The following is a 15260-nucleotide window of genomic DNA, read 5'->3' on the forward strand; positions in this document are numbered from 1 at the left end:
CATCCTTCAGCGCCTGCCAGCTGGCGAGCGGCCGACCAGCGGCGTCGGCGAGCATGCCTGCGGCCTCACGATAGCCGTCGGCTCGTGCTCGGGCGTCGTCGGCCATGGCACCGAGGCCCAGATCGGGCGGCTCGAGATAGGTGCGCGCCAGCGCGGCGGAGAAGGCATCTGCGGCGGCGGCACCAGCCGCTGTCGCAGCCCCCTCGAACGGGTTGCCGATGCGACCGAGTTCCACCGGGTCGAGGGTGCCGATCCGCACGCCGCCTTCGCCGGTGGCCCATTCCGGCAGCAGCGCCAGCGCGGCGTTCAGCGTCTCGATGAAGCTGTTGATGCGGGTGACGACGCCGTTCAGCATCGCCTCGACGCCGGAGATCAGCCCGTTCGCTGCCTGGAAGGCGAAGTCGCCGATGGCGCCGGGCAGACTGCCCCAGATCGCGACGGCCGCGTCATAGGCCCCCTGGAAGATCGCAGCTGTCCGGTCGCCGAAGCTGACCACGCCCGCGATGGTGCCTTCGAGCGCCGAGAGACCGGCGGCCTTAAAGCCCTCCCACCCGGCCGCCACGCGCGCCAGCGCCGCGTCCAGAGACAGGCCGATGCGAGACCAGACCTCCTTGGCCAGATCGCCGAGCAGGCGGAACGCTTCGCCCACGCCGCCGACCCGCGCGACGAGTTGCGAGAACTGATAGACCAGCTCGCCCGCCCCGACGATCAGCGCGCCGATGCCGGTGCGGATCAGGGCGCCGCGCAGGAACACCAAGGCCGTCGCAAGGCCCCTTACCGACAGGGCCGCCGCAGCCATTCCCGCGACCCAGCGCCCGGCCATCACGGCCGCGAAGGTCGCGGCATAGGTGGCCAGCCGCCCGAGGTTGTCGAAGAGCGCTGTGATCGCCTGCCCGATGGGCCCCGTCGCGCGCGCCATATCGGCGAGCTTGGTCGCGACACCCTCCAGTGCCGGGGCGACGGCGACGGTCAGGCGGTTGACAAGGCCGGTCCAGATCAGGCCGAGCCGTGCAATGGCGTCGCCCGTCCGCTCGATCTGGGCGGCATCCGCCGCGCTGACCGCCACCCCGAAGTCCTGCACATCGCGCGCGGCATCGCGCAGGGTGGCGCTGTCGATCCGCAGGAACGCGAGCGCTGCCCGGTCGCCGAAGAGGTCCGAGGCCACCGCCGCCCGCTCGGCCTCGGGCACGAAGCGGGCCAGCGCTTCCTGGATCGCCACAATGCGCTGGTCGAGCGGCAACGCCTGCAACTCGGCCGCCGTCAGGTTCAGCCGCCGGAGCGCGCCGACCGCGGCGCCCGACCCGCTGGCCGCCTCCGACAGGCGCGTGGTCAGCTTCTTCGTCGCCTGCTCGATCTCGCCCATCGAGACGCCCGCAAGCTCCCCGGCCCAGGTCAGGGTCTGGATGCTCTCGACGGTCGTGCGCATCGACTGCGCGAGCTTCGCTTGCGCGTCGATGTTGGCGAGGCCCGAGCGCACCATCGCCACCCCGGCCGCCGCGGCAGCCGCAGCGACGGCCGCCAGAGCAATCCCGGCCCGGCGCGCGAAGTTCGCGAGGCGCGTGTTGGCCAGTTCCATCTCGGAAGACAGACGACCGAAGCCGCGCGCTCCGGCCTCACCGATCCCCTCCAGTTCGGCGCGCACCTGGCGCCCGCCCTCCGCTACGAGGCGGACGGAGACCTTCTTCTCAGCCATTCCGGCGTCCTTCCATCTGCTCGTTCAGTTTGCGCACCATCACCGCCTCGATCTCGGGCAGCAGTTCGGCGGCGATCAGCGGCGCAATGCCCAGCGCCTGCGCCAATGCGAGCGCCGAGCCCATGTCCCATCCGATGACGGCACCAGGCGAGACCCGCAGCTGGCCGCCAAGGCGCTGGGTCAGGTCCCAGACCTGCCAGCCCTCGACGGTCTGCGGCCGGTTCAGCCTTGCGGGGCAGTCGGGGCAGGGGCCCGTGCAGGCCGCGCAGTAGCTGTCGCCCCCGCCGAAGGACCAGTCGGCGAGGGCGCGGAGGCGTTTTTTTCCGCATCCAGCATCAGGCCGCGGGCGACGTATTGCGCCTGGAAGGCCTCGAAGACCGGCCAGATGTCCAGCAGGGCGTCGATCCCGGCCGGGCTGACGGGCACAAGGTTGCCGTCATCATCGCCGACACCTTCCCATTCCAGCAGCGCGCGGCGCGCGACGGCCTTGGCCATGGCCAGCGCCATGTCCTCCTGGCTGGCGGTTTCCGACAGGCTGTCGATTGCCGGGTCGGCGCGCGCCGAGACCATCAGCGCGGTTGTGAGCGGCGCCACCAGGACGCGCAGGCCGGGCAGCAGGTTCAGCCATTCGGGTCGGTTCGAGAGGTTCAGGCGGATCATGGTCAGTATCCCGTGACGGTGTTGACGAGGACGGCGGTGCACATGCGGGCGGGGCTGGTGGCCTTGGCGGCCTGCCAGTCGAAGGTCGCCTGGATGCCCTGGGGCCCGGGAATCTCGATCCGGGGGACCGGCAGGTAGACGGCATGGGCCGTGAAGGTGAAACTGGCATTCGCGCCGAGGCTGTAGGCGAACTCCAACTCGCAAGGCGTGCCGTCGATGGCTTGGGTGACGAGGGCAGAGTCCGCGAAACGGACCTCGATCCGGCCGGTCAGCGCCGCCATGCCCGGATCGGCACCCTCGATCTTGCCGTCGTTGCGGATGGTCTCGATCCGGTCGAGGCCGTTGGCATAGGTGATCTCGGCCGAGACGACGTTGCCCAAGGCGGAGCCGTTGCGCTTCACCACCCCGTTGAAATGGCCGAAGCGTTGCAGGCCCAGCGCGGTCGGCGTGCCCGCAGCTGTGGTGGCAGCGATGGCCTCACCCTGTGCGATCAGCCGGGCGGTTGCGGTCAGAAGGCCGGAGCGGTTCATCTGCCAGCTGAGCTGGTCCATCACGCAGCCCGCATACATCGCGAACCGCGGCACCTCGGGCATCGCCACTTCGATGGCCATCGAGGGCAGTGTCCAGTTGCCCGACTGGAAGGTGTGGGTCTTGGGCGTGGTTCCCGTGGTGGTCGGGGCACCGAAGGCCGCCTTCAGCCAGAAGCCGAAGGCCTCCACATCGATCGGCACAACCACATCGCCATCGGAGGTGACGGCATCCTTGATCGGGGCCAGGGGATCGCGGCCGTAGCCGAGCGATTCCGAATTCAACAGCGGCTGCTCTGCGCCCAGTGTGGTCCGGGCGAAGGGCATCAGGCGGTAGCCGCTGGCGGGCGGGGTGCCGTAGACGGTTTCGAACGCAAGCGCCATCTGCGCCCGCGCGCCGTGTGCGCGTGCCATGGGGGTCTCCTATGTGGGGGTGTCAGGCCAGAGGGCCGGTCGTGGTGTAGTGCAGGACGACGGTGATCACCGCCGCCTTCAGGGCGGCTGCGCCCTCGACGGGCAGATCTACCGAGGCCGGGGCCTCCGGTTCGACCCAGTCGCAGAGGCCGCCCAGCGTCCGGTCCGCCTCAAGCGCCGCGCCGATGGCGGCGACCAGGTCGTCAAAGGCGCTTGCCCGACCGTTGCCCGCCTGGACGACCACCTCCAATTCCGCCCGGTGCTGGTAGTGGTAGCGCAGGGGCGACAGCGTCACCTCCGGCTCGCCCGGCTGGCCGTCGCGCAGGATGATCAGCCCGGCCGCCGGGATTCGTTCGGGCAGTACCTCGTCACGCAGGACAAGGGCGGCAAGCGGCTGCAGCCGCGCCTGCAGCGCGGCGAGGATGGTTTCGCGGGTGGTGGTCATTCATCACCAGGTGAGAAGCGACGTAGGGCAGCGGTCACTTGCAGGCTGCCGCCGCCTGAGTAATTCGTTGAGGAGCCAGCCAGTGTCTACACTGTCAATATCAATATCTAAGCTTGCAGGACCAGCCTCAGCGATCAGGGCGTCGTAGGTCGCGTGATTGTCTTGCTGACGTACCAAGCCAACGTCTGATCGCCATGCGAAGCGAAAGTCCTCGTCGGGCGACGGACCCATGGCCAAACCATATATGGTTGTTTCGGTCACATAAATTGCCCATGTCTCGTCGCGGATCAGCGGAGTTCCGTCCGGGAACTTCGGCACGGCGATGGGCTTGAAATATGGCCTGCTCAAATCGAAGATTGCCTCGTAGCCTAGGTACAGCCCGTTTTCCAGCGGTACACAAACCCGGTACTGCCTGTCGTAAGCATTGAACAGCCATGCGGCCGGGAGCAAAAGGGCAATCAAGGCGAAGGCAATCGCTGCCTTTGCCGTTCCTGCCAGATGGCTGTTTCCGTGGCCCTTCAAGCGAGTTGCCCACCCTTCCGCTATCGGAATGCGCTGTACCGCGGATCGGTGCGGACCTGTCCCTCAAAGCGCCCCGACCATGTATCTGTTATCGCATATGGCTCGCCCGTATGGATGCCCAGCCTCTGGGGGCCGCTGGAAGGTAGGCCCAGACGATTGCGCCCGTGATCCTCGAGAGGTCGGAGCAGATTTTCGAAGATCGTTTCAGGGATATCGATTGCCTCCACGCCGATATCGAGCGGGTCTGCAAATTCGTCCCTGAGGTAGAATTCGAGTTCGCCGAAGACGTAAATGTTGCCGCTGCGCTCTCTTGCGTGCCCCATGAACGTCCCGCCAATTGTTGTGTCACCCACGCTGAAGACGAGGCCTGTCATGTCATAGGTTCGAACGAAATCGCCTGAAACTGCCCCGTTTCGAACTTCTCTCGCCTTTTCTGCAATTTGCCTTTTGATCCGATCCTCTGCGATCTCCATGTATCTTGCGACCACCCGCCCAAGATTGCCCGTCTCACGCACCGTTACAGCGCGACCACCTCCCTGATAATAATGCCTGACAAAGTCGCGGCTGCCCCAAATGGTCGAACTGTCGGAAACGCCGTGCAATGAAATTGTGAGGCTTTCGGCTGTCTCAGGATCGTACGGCTCGGCCGTGCAACGGCACCCATAGTCTTCGCCAGGATGGCCTGTCGGGGGCGGATCATCCCACGCAAACACCTGTCCGTTGTTGGCAGCATGACTGGGACGCACATTTTCGTCGCCTTGGGTCCGCCAGATATAATGCGTCGTGGGGCGTTCCTGCTTGATAGACCATTCGATGGGCGTCCCCTTGCGCAGGTACGCCTGAAACGCCTTTTGATACAGTTTCTGGTCAACAAACATGAAACGGTCCCTATGAAGGTTTTGGGCTCCTGCCTATCAGGATTTCGTTAAGGATTTCGTAACCGTCCGAGCGCTGAGTCCTGCTTGCTCACCCACCCCACCCCGCCACGATCCGCCCCGGCACGCCGTCGATGGCCTGTTCTGCATCCCGCGCCAGATCGAGCCGCTTGCGCAGCCTGACCTGTGGTACCAGCAGGAAGATCGGCACGGTGGTCAGCCCACGGCCGGTCTTCGACCGTGACGCAACTGCACGTCCCTTGCTGTTCAGCCTCCCCTCAGCCACCAAAAGGCTCGTACCCCTGCGCCGGTAGATGAAGCGCAGGCGCAGGCCGCTGCGGCGTTCCCATTCGCCGGGGGTGATCCGGCCGCCGCGGGAGGATTTGCCCGCGGCCGGGGTGGGGATGGCCAGCCAGAACCCGTCGCGCGACCGGATCAGTGGCCCGGTGTCATGCGCGCCGACGATCACCGGGGCGTTCGACCAGACCAGCGCAGCGGCGTTCAGGCTATCGCCGCCCTTGGGATAGGTCACCAGCCGGATCGAGTTGCCGAGCCGGGTACCAAGCCCAGCGCCGCTGATCTGGCTGCGCCAGGCGGATTTGAGGCCCGCGCCCGACGCGCGCATGGCGTTGGTGACAGCCTTGTCGCCCGCGCGGATTTCGGCCTGCATCATCGCGACGATGTCGGGATCGATGGTGAGCTTCAGTTTCATCGTGGGTCACGCCGGGCGGAGATCGAGGGTCCAGATCAGTCGTTCGCGGTCGCGCAGCGGTTCCCCCTGGATGACGTGGCTGTCCGCGCCGATGACGATCACATCGCCCGGCCGTGGGGTGGGCAGGTCGGCGACGCGCACGTCGACCACCGTTGTATCGCTGACGAACCGGCAAGCGCCGAAGTCGTTGACTCGGTCCGGGGCGCGGCGGATGATGCGGATCGGGCGTTCCTCGGACGTCGTGGCCGAGATCCAGAGGGCCGGGGCCGCCATGTCAGCCTGGGTGAAGATGCGATCCATGGCGGCGGCAAAGGCGAACATCTGTCGGTCCGTCAGTTCGACGTATGCAGGCGGATCGCCAGCCGGGGCCGCTTGTTCACCGGCAGGATCGAGGCCTCGGTCATCACGTCGATCCAGCGGCCCTTCTCGTCGAGATGCTGGCGGGCGTAGAGCGGCAGGCCGATGGTGTTGGCGGTTTCCAGCAGGTTCGCCGGGCCGCCATAGGTGGTGAAGGTGTCCATCGTGCCCAAGGGGAAGGCGATGCCCTCGTTCGCCGGGACCAGCCGTTCGGTGGCCTTGGTCGAGAGGGTCACCGTGCCCGAGTATTCCTCGAACAGGATCCCGCCGAAGGGGAAGTTGCGACGGACATCCTCGCGCAGGGGCTGGGCGCCGGTCGAGGCATAGAACTTGTAGGCCTCTTCGGTCTTGGGGTGCGCGATCAGCTTGTCGAAGAACTCGCGGCTGACCAGCGCATGGACCGAGGTCATCGCCTCACCCAGAAGATTGTCCTCGATGGCGCGCAGCACCTCGCGGACCTTGCCCTGCACGTTCGTTCCGGCCGTGCCCAGCACGAAGTCCACCGAGATCTGCGCGAGGCCGAACTCGGTGAAGTAATTGTAGAGCGTGGTGCCTGCCCCGTCCTTCACGATGCCGCGCAGCGCGTTCATCTCCATGTATTCCCGCGTCTGAGAATGCTTGCGGCGCATCAGCAGGAGTTTCCGGTTCATCACCTCGACCAGGGGATCGGCCGCATCGAACGCCCCGAGCGCTGGCTGTCCCTGGATGTCGGCAGGCAGGACCACATCGTCATGCGGAATCCACGGCAGGGCGAAGGACCGCATGGACCGGCCTTCTCGGGTGCCGACGGTGGCGGGGCCGCCGAGGGGGACGGAGGGCAGAAGGCTCAGGACGCCTTCGTACTGCTCGATGATGACCGAGCGCTGGCTGACGCCTTCGAAGCGGAAGAGGCCGATCTGGGCGAGGCGGGTGTAGAGGTTGGGCAGGATGTTGATGGCCTGCGTCATCTCGGCCAGCGAATAGCCGCCAGCGTCGAAGGGATTGCGGACGAGGGTCATGGTGGGGCTCCGGTGGAATAAGGGGGATCAGACGCCGTCGCGGGCAATGATGCCGACGGCGGCGAGCTGGGTGAGTTTCGCGGCGATCTTGGTGCCGTCATCGACGGTGGCGCCGTAGGCGAGGGCCGCGCGCGACACGATCGAGGGGCCGCGCACGAGGACGATACCCACGGCATCGGCCAGCGTCGCATCGACGGCATAGAGCAGGACGGCCGTTGCGACCTGCGATCCGTCGGCCCCGGTCGCGGGAGATAGCGTGTACTTGCCGCTGGCCGTGATCTTCCCCAGCACCGAGCCGACGGGGTAGGGCATGCCTGCGAGCAGCGTCACCACCTCGCGGGTGTAGTTCGGGTTGACCTCGTATTTGAGGACATCGCCCATGCTGGGCGGTTTCGTCAGGACGGGCATGGTTCAGTCTCCGGGATGTTGGGGATGGGATGCGCCGGGATCAGCGCGAGGCGGCGGCCGACTTTTTCGCGGCCGCGACGATGGGGCTTTCCTTCGCGCCAGCCGAAGGAGCGGTGGCGATGATGCCCGCGGCATCACTCCGCGCGGCGAGATCAGCCAGGATTTTGGCGCGCAGTCCCTCGGGTTTCACGCCCTTGGCGACCGCATCCGCAGCGTCGATCTGAATGCCAAGGCGGGCGGCCTGCGCGACCTCGGCCGCCTCGGCGCGGATCGCCTCGGGCGAAATGGCGGCCGCCGCGGTTTGCGGCGGCGCGCTTGCCGCGGGCGGGGCCGGTTCCGGCGGGGTGCTCGCGGCAGGCGCAGTCGCAGGCTGCGCATCGTCTTCGGGGGCAGTGGTCATCATCGGGCCCTTTCCCTTGGGGTTGGATTTGAGGGTGGATGTGCCGCGGGGGGCGGCGGCGAAAGCGCGGAAGGCGGTGACGGGATCGGCCACCTCGTCGGCGAGACCTGCGAAGACCGCCGCCTCGCCGCGGAAGACGGCGGCCTCGGTGCCGAGCGCGCGTTGGGTGTCGAGGCGTCGGCCGCGCCCTTCGGCGACGGTTTCGGCGAAGAGCTGGCGCAAATCCTCAAGTTCGCCTGCGATCCGGTCGCGGACGGCCTCGGGCAGCGGCTGATAGGGATTGGCATCGACCTTGCGGGCCCCGGCGTGGATCAGCGTGACGGCGATGCCCTTCTGATCGAGCGCCCCGCTCATGTCGCTGTGCATGGCCACGACGCCGATGCTGCCGACAGCACCGGTGCGGGGCAGGATGATCCGGTCGGCCTGGGAGGCCAGCGCATAGGCGGCCGAAAGGGCGTGATCGGCGACGAAGGCATGGACCGGCTTCTGCGCCCGCGCGGCGCGGAGGCGATCCGCCAGATCGAAGGCTCCCGCGACCTCTCCACCGAAGCTGTCGATATCGAGGGCGATGCCGCGGATCGCAGGATCTGACAGCGCCGCCTGCAACTGCGCAGCGATCCCCTCATAGGAGGTCAGACCGGAGGATTGCCCGATCCATGCCCCGCGATGCACCAGAGTGCCCGCGATCTCGATGACGGCGATCCCGTCCACGACCCCGAAGGGTTGGCTTCCGTTCCGCGCCTGGCGGTTGGTCAGGTCGTCGCCGAACAACGACGCCCGGACGGGCAGGGTGGCGGCCTCCTGCGCTTCGGCGGCGATTTCGACTCCCTCCACGCTGATTTCGCTGCCGGTGATCCGCGGACCAAGCCCGGCAAGGAAGGCCAGCGCCTTGGCCGGATCGACCATCAGCGGGGTGTTGAAGACGCGCTGGGCGATCTGGGTGTGATGCATCATTCTTCCTCCGCAGGCCGGGGTTCCCGGTCCTCGCCATCGTCTTCCCGATCACTGGCGTTCTGCTGATCTTGCTGCGGGCTTTCGGTGCCGCTTTGCCCCGCGCTGCCGCCTGCAGCCTGCGCTGGGGATCCCGGCCGCCGGAAGTCGAGACCAAGCTCCGCCTCGCGTTTCCGTTCTGCCGCGATTTCCCGGTCTACCTGCTCGGCGTCGTAACCGCGTTCGGCGATGGCCTGCGTGCGGGATTTCAGGCCCGCCTCGATCTGCAGGATCTCGGCCGAGGCGTCTTTGGCGGGGTCGATCCAGTCCCATTTCGTGGGTAGCCAGTCGCAAGCGAGGTATTGCCGCCGCTCCGTTGCATAGCCGGGCAGGTCGATGGCGCCCGCCAGCACCGCCATGTCCATCCAGCGGGTCCAGACCGCGCGGCAGAGCTGATAGACCATCACTGAATGCTGGAAGGCCGAGATGCGGCGGCGGAAGTCGACCAGCGCGATCCGGGTGTTGGAGAAGTTGCCCTTCGCCGTATCGCCGGTCAGATAGCCATAGGGCACGCCCAGCGCCGCGCCGATCTGCAGGAGCGTGCGGTACTGGAAGGGTTCGTAAGTGGACCCGGAATCCGGGGTGGATGGCGTGGTCACGTCTTCACCAGGATCGAGGCGCACCACCTGGCCCGGTTCCACCTCCAGATCGTCCTCGGCCGGGTCGAGGGCCGTTTCCGGGGCGGGGGAGGTGATGAACATCGCAAACATCGCTGCGGTCTTTTTCCGCTCCAGCTCCGCATCGTCGTAGAGGTCGAGGGTGAACAGCTTCACCACGGCCGCCGCAAATCGGGACACGCCGCGCAGCTGCCCCGCCTCGACCGGGTCGAGGATGTGTATGACCTCGGATGCAGGCACGCGCACCGTCTCTCCCGCCAGCCCCGGATCGGTCATGTCGCCTGGGTGGCGGCGCAGGAAGTGGTAGGCCACGCGGCGTCCGATGCCGTCGAACTCGATGCCCTGACGGATCGACCCAGCACCGGGCAGCAGGCGGGTCATGTCCTGGGGCAGCATTTCCGATGGCAGCATCTGCAGCTGCATGGGCACCGTCAGCCCGTCCTCCGGCCGCCGCGTGCGGATGCGCAGGAAAACCTCGCCCGCCAGAAACACCTCCCGCGCGGCTCGGCGCTGCAACCCGAAGAAGTCGGTCAGCCCCTCGGCATCGGCCTCGTCGGTCCAGGCGAGCCAGAGCTTCTGTAGTTCCTCCTTCTTTGCGGCATCGGCCAACTTGGACGAGGGCTTGATCCCGTCGCCAACGACATGGTTCGCAAAGGCGTCGACCGCGTTCGCGGCGTAGCCGTTGTTCCGGACCAGCCAGCGGGCCCGGGCGGTGATGGTCTCACCCGAGGCGGCGATCAGCGTGTTCACATGCGCCCGGCTGGCCCGGAACCCGCGCATACGGCGATGGGATTGCGCCGCATCGAACCCGCCGATGATGTTGCCGAGGCGGGCGCGGAAGGCGTCGAGCACCATGGTCACAGACCCTTGGTCGCGACGGTGCCCCATCTACGGCGCCGGGCAGAGGTGCCGCTGGCGGTGGCCATCCGCGCTTCCAGATCGCGGATGGCAGCGGCCAGTTCGGCATCCGAGCCATAGGTCACGGTCTTGCCGTCATAGCTGACGCTGCGCAGCCCGGCGAAGCGGGCTTCCTGCAGCGCGGTCAGCAGGGCCTGCATGCGTTCCAGGTCCATCAGTCCCTCATGAAGTTCGGGGTGTAGGCCCGCCGTTTCCGGCGTGGCGTAGTCAAGGTTCCGGCCTTGACCTGGGCCGGGTCCGGAGTGGTTTCGGCCGCCATGGCCGTTGGCATGCGCGTTTCTACGCCCGCCTGCGCCTCGAGCCGCCGCCAGGTCGCCTCGTCCCATCGGTCGGCACCGAGGATCCACGCCGCGGCACGGGCGTAGACCCGGCAGTCCAGCGCCTCGTTTCGCTCGCGGATCTTCTGCCATTCCTGATGGGCATAGCCGCGCTTGTTGCGGATCGTGACCAGCTGCTCGGCCACCAGCTGCTTCAGCCATTCGGTGTCGGCCCAACCGGGGATGTGCAGGGTCCCCGGCGCATCGAGGACGCCCAGCGCGCGGTCCTCGTCGGAGGGCCGTTCGATCCGCAGGAAGCGGTAGGTCTCCGTCTTGAACGTCGCCGTGGCCACCGACCAGAGCCGCGCGCCGCGGCGCAGGCGCTTCCCGCCGATGGTGGCGTCGACAAAGGTCGGGCCCGAGACCGGAGCCGACCGGTTGAAGCCCTCAAGCCCCTTCAGCGGTGCCACCTGTTCGAAGCCGACCTTGCGCGACCAGGCATAGACGGCCGCAGCTTCGTAGCCGGTGTCGATGCCGAGCCGCGCCACGGTCATGAGGGCGCCGTTGGCATGTTGCCAGGAGCGGCCGAGCAGGGCCGTCAGCTTGTCCCAGGCGCCCGCATCGTCAGGCCCGCCCGGAATGACGATGTGATCGACGAGCCAGCTTTCCATGCCCCGGCCCCAGGCCCAGATGTCGACTTCGATCCGGTCCCTCTGGACGTCGGCACCCGCGGTCAGGAACAGCCCGGCCATCGGAACAGTGCCCGGTTTCCAGGATTCACGCCGATCCGCAAGCCGCTGCCACTCCGGCGCGTCGCCCGACTCGACCCATGTCTCGCCCAAGAGCGTGTTGCGTGCGGCGCGCAGCGTCTCGTCCGATCCTTGGGCCGCCAGCCATTCCCGCGCGACGTCGGACCAGCTTTTCCAGCCCAGCGGCGAGTAGAGCGCCGAGAGATGGAAGCCGATGGCCTTCGGATCCCTGGAGACCGCTGTCGCCCGCCATTCGCCGCGGGCGAGCATTTCGGTCTTGTGGTGCTCGGCGATGGGGCGTTCGCAGCCTTCGCAGAGATAGGCCGCCGTTTCCGGCTTTCCCTTCGCCCAGCGCAGCCGGTCGAATTGCAGCCATTGCATCGCCCCGCAATGCGGGCAGGGCACGAAGTAGCGCCGCTGGTCGGAGGCTTCGAATTCCCGCTCGATCCGGCTCAGCCCCCGGATCGTGGGCGTCGAGACCATGAACACCTTGCGCCGGTGCGAGAAGGTGGTGGTCCGGGCTTCCGCCAGCGTGACCGGATCGCCTTCCTCGTCGGCCGAGGCCGGATAGGCGTCGACCTCGTCGAGGAAGACATAGCGCGCGGGCATCGACCGCAGGCCGGTGGCGCNGTCGACCTCGTCGAGGAAGACATAGCGCGCGGGCATCGACCGCAGGCCGGTGGCGCTGTTCGCGCCGGTCAGCACCAGGATGCCGCCGGGGAATTCCTTCGACAGCATCGAATTGCCCGCATCGCGGGATCGGACCGGGTTCACCCGTTCGCGCAGCGCCGGGCTATCCGCGATCAGTGGATCAAGACGGCCGCGCGAGGTGCGCTTCGCCAGTTCCAGGCTCGGCAGCACCGCCAGCATCGGCCCCGGCGCGTGATGGATGACGAAGCCGATCCAGTTGTTGCCCGCCTCGGTCGCGCCCACCTGCGCGGCCTTCATGAAGGTGATGCGCTGGGCCGGATGGCCGGGCGAGAGCGCATCCATGATCTCGCGCAGGTAAGGGGCCCGGGCGGTGCGATAGCGCCCCGGCTCGGCCGCGCCGCGCGACGATAGCCAGCGATGCTGATCCGCCCATTCCGATACCGTCAGGTTCGGGTCGGGGCGCAGCCCCTGCCGCCAGACCCGGAGCAGGTCCTCGGCCCCGTCGAAGCCGAGGTCGAGGTCGGCCGTCAGATCATTGTCGGCCAGTTCATCGTCACCCGAGGGAAACCCTGAGGTCGGCGAGGGCGTCGAGCTGTTCGCGGACATGGGCTTCCAGCACCCTCTGCATGATCGCGGTCTCGATCGTCACCGATGCCCCGGATTGCCGTTCCACCTCCGCCATGATCTGCGCCGCCATCAGCGCGGCCACCCGTCCGGGCCAGGTCACCCAGACATCCCGTTCCTGCCGCGCGAGGCGAAACACCAGCGTTTCTGCCCGCGCGCGGTCGACCAGCGCGCCCTTCTTCTTCTGGACCGCCAACTGGCGCTCCTGCGCCGCATAGACCGTCAGCGCCGTGCGGGCCTTGATGTAGGACGTCGTGTCGCCGGGGCCGCTGGCCAGCCCATCGCCACCAATCGACCGGCGCTGCTGGTCGGGGTCCGTCATCTCTGCCCGTCGCACATCCGAGGCTGCGGCGTTGATCGACCCGTCGTCGAAAACCACCAGCCGCCCGTTCTTGCGCGCCTTCTGCACCCCGCCGCGCGACAGACCGGAATGGGCCGCATACTCGCGTTCGCTCATGCCCTTCATGGCGCAGATAGTCCGATCAAGCCAATGATATCGCTTGGTATTCAGTTGATTAGAGGGCGCGACAGAGCGAGTCTGATCGCAAGGAAACGATGCAACTCACTTGAGGAACCCCGCCATGACCACCCGCCGCGCCGCCTCGAACGACAAAGCCCTCGACGCCTTCATCGCCGCCAAGGCCGAGATCGACACCATGCTGGAGCGCCTGAAGGCCCTCAGCGACGACCATTTCGAGACTCACCCCGACGAGATTCATTGGGGCCATGTCGGGACGCTGAAGCACTACGCGGGCCTGCTGCGCCAGATCACCGACAGCGCCTTCAAGGAAGGCGAACACGCCGCCTGACGCGCCCACGACGCGCGACAGCCGCCCCGTCTGACGACGGGGCTTGCCTCCGTAGAAGGCGCGCACACCGCGTGCCACAGCGCCCGGAGGCCCCGATGACCATCCCGTCCGACACCCAGTCCCTGATCCTCTCCCGCGCCGCGACCCGGCCCGGCAATCTCGCCCTGCCGCTGCCCGAGGGGCTGGTCGGCGCCGCCGCCAAGATGGTCGTCGGCAAGATGATCGCCCGCGGCTGGCTCGAGGAAGTTGAGGCCAACCTGCGCCGCAGCGAGCCGATGTGGCGCGAGACTGGCGACGGCCACGGCACCACGCTGATCGCGACCGAGGCCGGGCTGGAGGCCATCGGGATCGAGCCGCTGGCGGCCAGCGCTGTCGCGAGTGCGCGAAAGGCGAAGCCGAAACCGGTGCAGATGCCCGACGACCCCGACACCGCGAAACCCGTCGCCATCCGCGCTGGCACCAAGCAAGCGCAGATCATCGCCATGCTCCAGCGCCCCGAGGGCGCGACGGTCGCCGAAATGGTCGAGGCCACCGGATGGTTGGCCCACACTTTGCGCGGCTCGATCTCGGGGGCGCTGAAGAAGAAGCTGGGTTTGCCCATCGCCGCGGAGAAGGTCGAGGGCAGGGGGACGGTCTACAAGCTGCCCGCCTAACCATTCCCTGCCAGCCGTATTACCCCGCCGCCCCGCCCGGGCGGCGGTCCTTCATTGCCATGACAGCAGATCGCGTGCCGCCGCCTGCAGGATGTCCTGCGCCATCCGCGGCTCGCAGGTGTAGACCCCGCCCGGTTCCGGTTCGCCCACATTGTCCTCGAACCACGCGCGGCCCTCGTCCGAGATCGGACGCAGGACGACGATGGTCCCGTGATCGTTGACTTCAATGTGCTGCCAGCCTTCGGACATGGGAGAAGGCTAGGCGGTTAGGGCAGATGGTTCAACCGGATCCCGACATATGCGCTTTCGGCCTTTCGGGGATCCTTTTGCATGGCCGCATCGCTCAATGCCCCGATGGCCCAGACCATATGGGAGAGGATGCGCATCACGTGCTCCAGGTCGGCATGCGTGTGCTTGCGCGTCTCGCCGTTCAGCTCCGTCTCCAGATGTGCGTCCCCACGATTGCCAAATGGATCGGCGGTGATGCCGACCAGGCCGTGGGTAACGCGGTTCCTGAGCTCCAGGGCCATCACGAGGCGGGAGCGCACCTCGGTGAGAAGTTCGCGATGTTCGGGGCGTTCGTCACAGATGGCGGCTTGCAGACTCTCCCAACGTGCAATTTTCTGCGTCAGGGTATGCGGCACGGTCCGGCTTGCCCCGTCGTCCAGTTTTTCGATGCGCTTGGTGATCTCGCGTTCGATGGACGACCATAGAAAAAGGAGCGAGCCGACGTTCGCCTTCATTTCCACAAAGGAAATCGGCTCCGGTTTTGGGTCTGTTTCCATCTTGGCCTTTATAGAATTCAGGCCCTTTCGGGCTTCACGAAAAACCTTGCTTACTCACAAACCGTTGGGTTCGAACGTCCATCCCAGTCAATGTAGCAGTCAGGGTTCATCAGACTATCAAGCTGATCCGACACTCCGAAGAACTCGCCGAGTGGCCCCTGAGCCAAAACGCCAGTGACGAACAACCCGACTCCAA

The 15260-nt window shown here is 67.1% G+C and carries 20 protein-coding genes; 2 read left to right on the forward strand and 18 right to left on the reverse strand.

Features of this window, described 5'->3' with window-relative positions; genetic code table 11:
- The 16 genes from EZM81_RS16225 to EZM81_RS16295 form a co-directional block, all read right to left on the reverse strand.
- Positions 1-1693: phage tail tape measure protein (locus tag EZM81_RS16225; protein ID WP_136646437.1), on the reverse strand; the 1693-nt coding region annotated here is incomplete at its 3' end.
- Positions 1686-1817 carry a hypothetical protein gene (locus EZM81_RS18695; protein ID WP_256371634.1) on the reverse strand — a complete coding sequence of 44 codons (132 nt, stop codon included), beginning with the start codon at positions 1815-1817 and terminating at the stop codon, positions 1686-1688. The genes EZM81_RS18695 and EZM81_RS16225, both read right to left, overlap by 8 nt.
- A 98-nt stretch (positions 1818-1915) precedes the next feature.
- Entirely contained in the window at positions 1916-2353 is a 438-nt protein-coding gene (locus tag EZM81_RS16230; RefSeq protein ID WP_136646438.1) for a hypothetical protein, read from the reverse strand.
- Between the two features lie 2 nt (positions 2354-2355).
- Complete coding sequence (locus EZM81_RS16235; RefSeq protein WP_136646439.1) at positions 2356-3294, reverse strand: phage tail tube protein; 939 nt, start codon at positions 3292-3294, stop codon at positions 2356-2358.
- Between the two features lie 22 nt (positions 3295-3316).
- On the reverse strand, positions 3317-3739 hold the full coding sequence (locus tag EZM81_RS16240; RefSeq protein WP_136646440.1) for an acyl-CoA transferase: 423 nt from the start codon (positions 3737-3739) through the stop codon (positions 3317-3319).
- 3 nt (positions 3740-3742) lie between these two features.
- Complete coding sequence (locus EZM81_RS16245; RefSeq protein WP_136646441.1) at positions 3743-4261, reverse strand: hypothetical protein; 519 nt, start codon at positions 4259-4261, stop codon at positions 3743-3745.
- 20 nt (positions 4262-4281) lie between these two features.
- Positions 4282-5139, reverse strand: coding sequence for a phage minor head protein (locus EZM81_RS16250; protein WP_136646442.1), 858 nt, complete (start codon positions 5137-5139; stop codon positions 4282-4284).
- Between the two features lie 88 nt (positions 5140-5227).
- A complete protein-coding gene (locus tag EZM81_RS16255; protein ID WP_136646443.1) occupies positions 5228-5848 on the reverse strand; it encodes a DUF6441 family protein in 621 nt (206 codons plus the stop codon).
- A gap of 6 nt (positions 5849-5854) precedes the next feature.
- On the reverse strand, positions 5855-6169 hold the full coding sequence (locus tag EZM81_RS16260) for a hypothetical protein (protein WP_136646444.1): 315 nt from the start codon (positions 6167-6169) through the stop codon (positions 5855-5857).
- A gap of 11 nt (positions 6170-6180) precedes the next feature.
- Positions 6181-7203: a major capsid protein gene (locus EZM81_RS16265; RefSeq protein WP_136646445.1), complete on the reverse strand. Its 1023-nt coding sequence runs from the start codon at positions 7201-7203 to the stop codon at positions 6181-6183.
- A 27-nt stretch (positions 7204-7230) separates the two neighbouring features.
- Complete coding sequence (locus tag EZM81_RS16270) at positions 7231-7611, reverse strand: head decoration protein (RefSeq protein ID WP_136646446.1); 381 nt, start codon at positions 7609-7611, stop codon at positions 7231-7233.
- A 40-nt stretch (positions 7612-7651) separates the two neighbouring features.
- The gene (locus tag EZM81_RS16275) at positions 7652-8962 is read right to left on the reverse strand and encodes a S49 family peptidase (RefSeq protein WP_136646475.1); all 1311 of its coding nucleotides are present in this window, start codon (positions 8960-8962) and stop codon (positions 7652-7654) included.
- Entirely contained in the window at positions 8962-10473 is a 1512-nt protein-coding gene (locus tag EZM81_RS16280; protein ID WP_136646447.1) for a phage portal protein, read from the reverse strand. The genes EZM81_RS16275 and EZM81_RS16280 overlap by 1 nt, the downstream gene beginning before the upstream one ends.
- Before the next feature lie 2 nt (positions 10474-10475).
- Entirely contained in the window at positions 10476-10691 is a 216-nt protein-coding gene (locus EZM81_RS16285; RefSeq protein ID WP_136646448.1) for a phage head-tail joining protein, read from the reverse strand.
- Entirely contained in the window at positions 10691-12799 is a 2109-nt protein-coding gene (locus EZM81_RS16290; RefSeq protein WP_136646449.1) for a phage terminase large subunit family protein, read from the reverse strand. The genes EZM81_RS16285 and EZM81_RS16290 overlap by 1 nt, the downstream gene beginning before the upstream one ends.
- Complete coding sequence (locus EZM81_RS16295; protein WP_136646450.1) at positions 12747-13283, reverse strand: hypothetical protein; 537 nt, start codon at positions 13281-13283, stop codon at positions 12747-12749. Before EZM81_RS16295 ends, EZM81_RS16290 begins: the two co-directional genes overlap by 53 nt.
- A 115-nt stretch (positions 13284-13398) precedes the next feature.
- Between EZM81_RS16295 and EZM81_RS16300 the strand changes: the two genes are divergently transcribed.
- Both EZM81_RS16300 and EZM81_RS16305 read left to right on the forward strand, forming a co-directional pair.
- A complete protein-coding gene (locus tag EZM81_RS16300) occupies positions 13399-13626 on the forward strand; it encodes a hypothetical protein (protein WP_136646451.1) in 228 nt (75 codons plus the stop codon).
- Between the two features lie 95 nt (positions 13627-13721).
- Positions 13722-14279, forward strand: a complete 558-nt coding sequence (locus tag EZM81_RS16305; protein WP_136646452.1) for a DUF3489 domain-containing protein — start codon at positions 13722-13724, stop codon at positions 14277-14279.
- A gap of 51 nt (positions 14280-14330) precedes the next feature.
- Here EZM81_RS16305 and EZM81_RS16310 read toward each other — a convergent pair whose 3' ends face one another.
- On the reverse strand, positions 14331-14528 hold the full coding sequence (locus EZM81_RS16310) for a hypothetical protein (protein ID WP_136646453.1): 198 nt from the start codon (positions 14526-14528) through the stop codon (positions 14331-14333).
- Positions 14529-14545: 17 nt separating this feature from the next.
- Positions 14546-15064: a hypothetical protein gene (locus EZM81_RS16315; RefSeq protein ID WP_136646454.1), complete on the reverse strand. Its 519-nt coding sequence runs from the start codon at positions 15062-15064 to the stop codon at positions 14546-14548.
- Between the last annotated feature and the right edge of the window lie 196 nt (positions 15065-15260).

The sequence above is a fragment of the Tabrizicola sp. YIM 78059 genome, assembly GCF_004959785.1.
Classification (GTDB): domain Bacteria; phylum Pseudomonadota; class Alphaproteobacteria; order Rhodobacterales; family Rhodobacteraceae; genus Tabrizicola; species Tabrizicola caldifontis.

Coding starts and splice junctions, on each gene's coding strand:
- EZM81_RS18695 (WP_256371634.1), bottom strand. CDS start 1,817: ATGGGCTCGGCGCTCGCATTGGCGCAGGCGCTGGGCATTGCGCCGCTG.
- EZM81_RS16230 (WP_136646438.1), bottom strand. CDS start 2,353: ATGATCCGCCTGAACCTCTCGAACCGACCCGAATGGCTGAACCTGCTG.
- EZM81_RS16235 (WP_136646439.1), bottom strand. CDS start 3,294: ATGGCACGCGCACACGGCGCGCGGGCGCAGATGGCGCTTGCGTTCGAA.
- EZM81_RS16240 (WP_136646440.1), bottom strand. CDS start 3,739: ATGACCACCACCCGCGAAACCATCCTCGCCGCGCTGCAGGCGCGGCTG.
- EZM81_RS16250 (WP_136646442.1), bottom strand. CDS start 5,139: ATGTTTGTTGACCAGAAACTGTATCAAAAGGCGTTTCAGGCGTACCTG.
- EZM81_RS16255 (WP_136646443.1), bottom strand. CDS start 5,848: ATGAAACTGAAGCTCACCATCGATCCCGACATCGTCGCGATGATGCAG.
- EZM81_RS16260 (WP_136646444.1), bottom strand. CDS start 6,169: ATGTTCGCCTTTGCCGCCGCCATGGATCGCATCTTCACCCAGGCTGAC.
- EZM81_RS16265 (WP_136646445.1), bottom strand. CDS start 7,203: ATGACCCTCGTCCGCAATCCCTTCGACGCTGGCGGCTATTCGCTGGCC.
- EZM81_RS16270 (WP_136646446.1), bottom strand. CDS start 7,611: ATGCCCGTCCTGACGAAACCGCCCAGCATGGGCGATGTCCTCAAATAC.
- EZM81_RS16275 (WP_136646475.1), bottom strand. CDS start 8,962: ATGCATCACACCCAGATCGCCCAGCGCGTCTTCAACACCCCGCTGATG.
- EZM81_RS16280 (WP_136646447.1), bottom strand. CDS start 10,473: ATGGTGCTCGACGCCTTCCGCGCCCGCCTCGGCAACATCATCGGCGGG.
- EZM81_RS16285 (WP_136646448.1), bottom strand. CDS start 10,691: ATGGACCTGGAACGCATGCAGGCCCTGCTGACCGCGCTGCAGGAAGCC.
- EZM81_RS16295 (WP_136646450.1), bottom strand. CDS start 13,283: ATGAAGGGCATGAGCGAACGCGAGTATGCGGCCCATTCCGGTCTGTCG.
- EZM81_RS16300 (WP_136646451.1), top strand. CDS start 13,399: ATGACCACCCGCCGCGCCGCCTCGAACGACAAAGCCCTCGACGCCTTC.
- EZM81_RS16305 (WP_136646452.1), top strand. CDS start 13,722: ATGACCATCCCGTCCGACACCCAGTCCCTGATCCTCTCCCGCGCCGCG.
- EZM81_RS16310 (WP_136646453.1), bottom strand. CDS start 14,528: ATGTCCGAAGGCTGGCAGCACATTGAAGTCAACGATCACGGGACCATC.
- EZM81_RS16315 (WP_136646454.1), bottom strand. CDS start 15,064: ATGGAAACAGACCCAAAACCGGAGCCGATTTCCTTTGTGGAAATGAAG.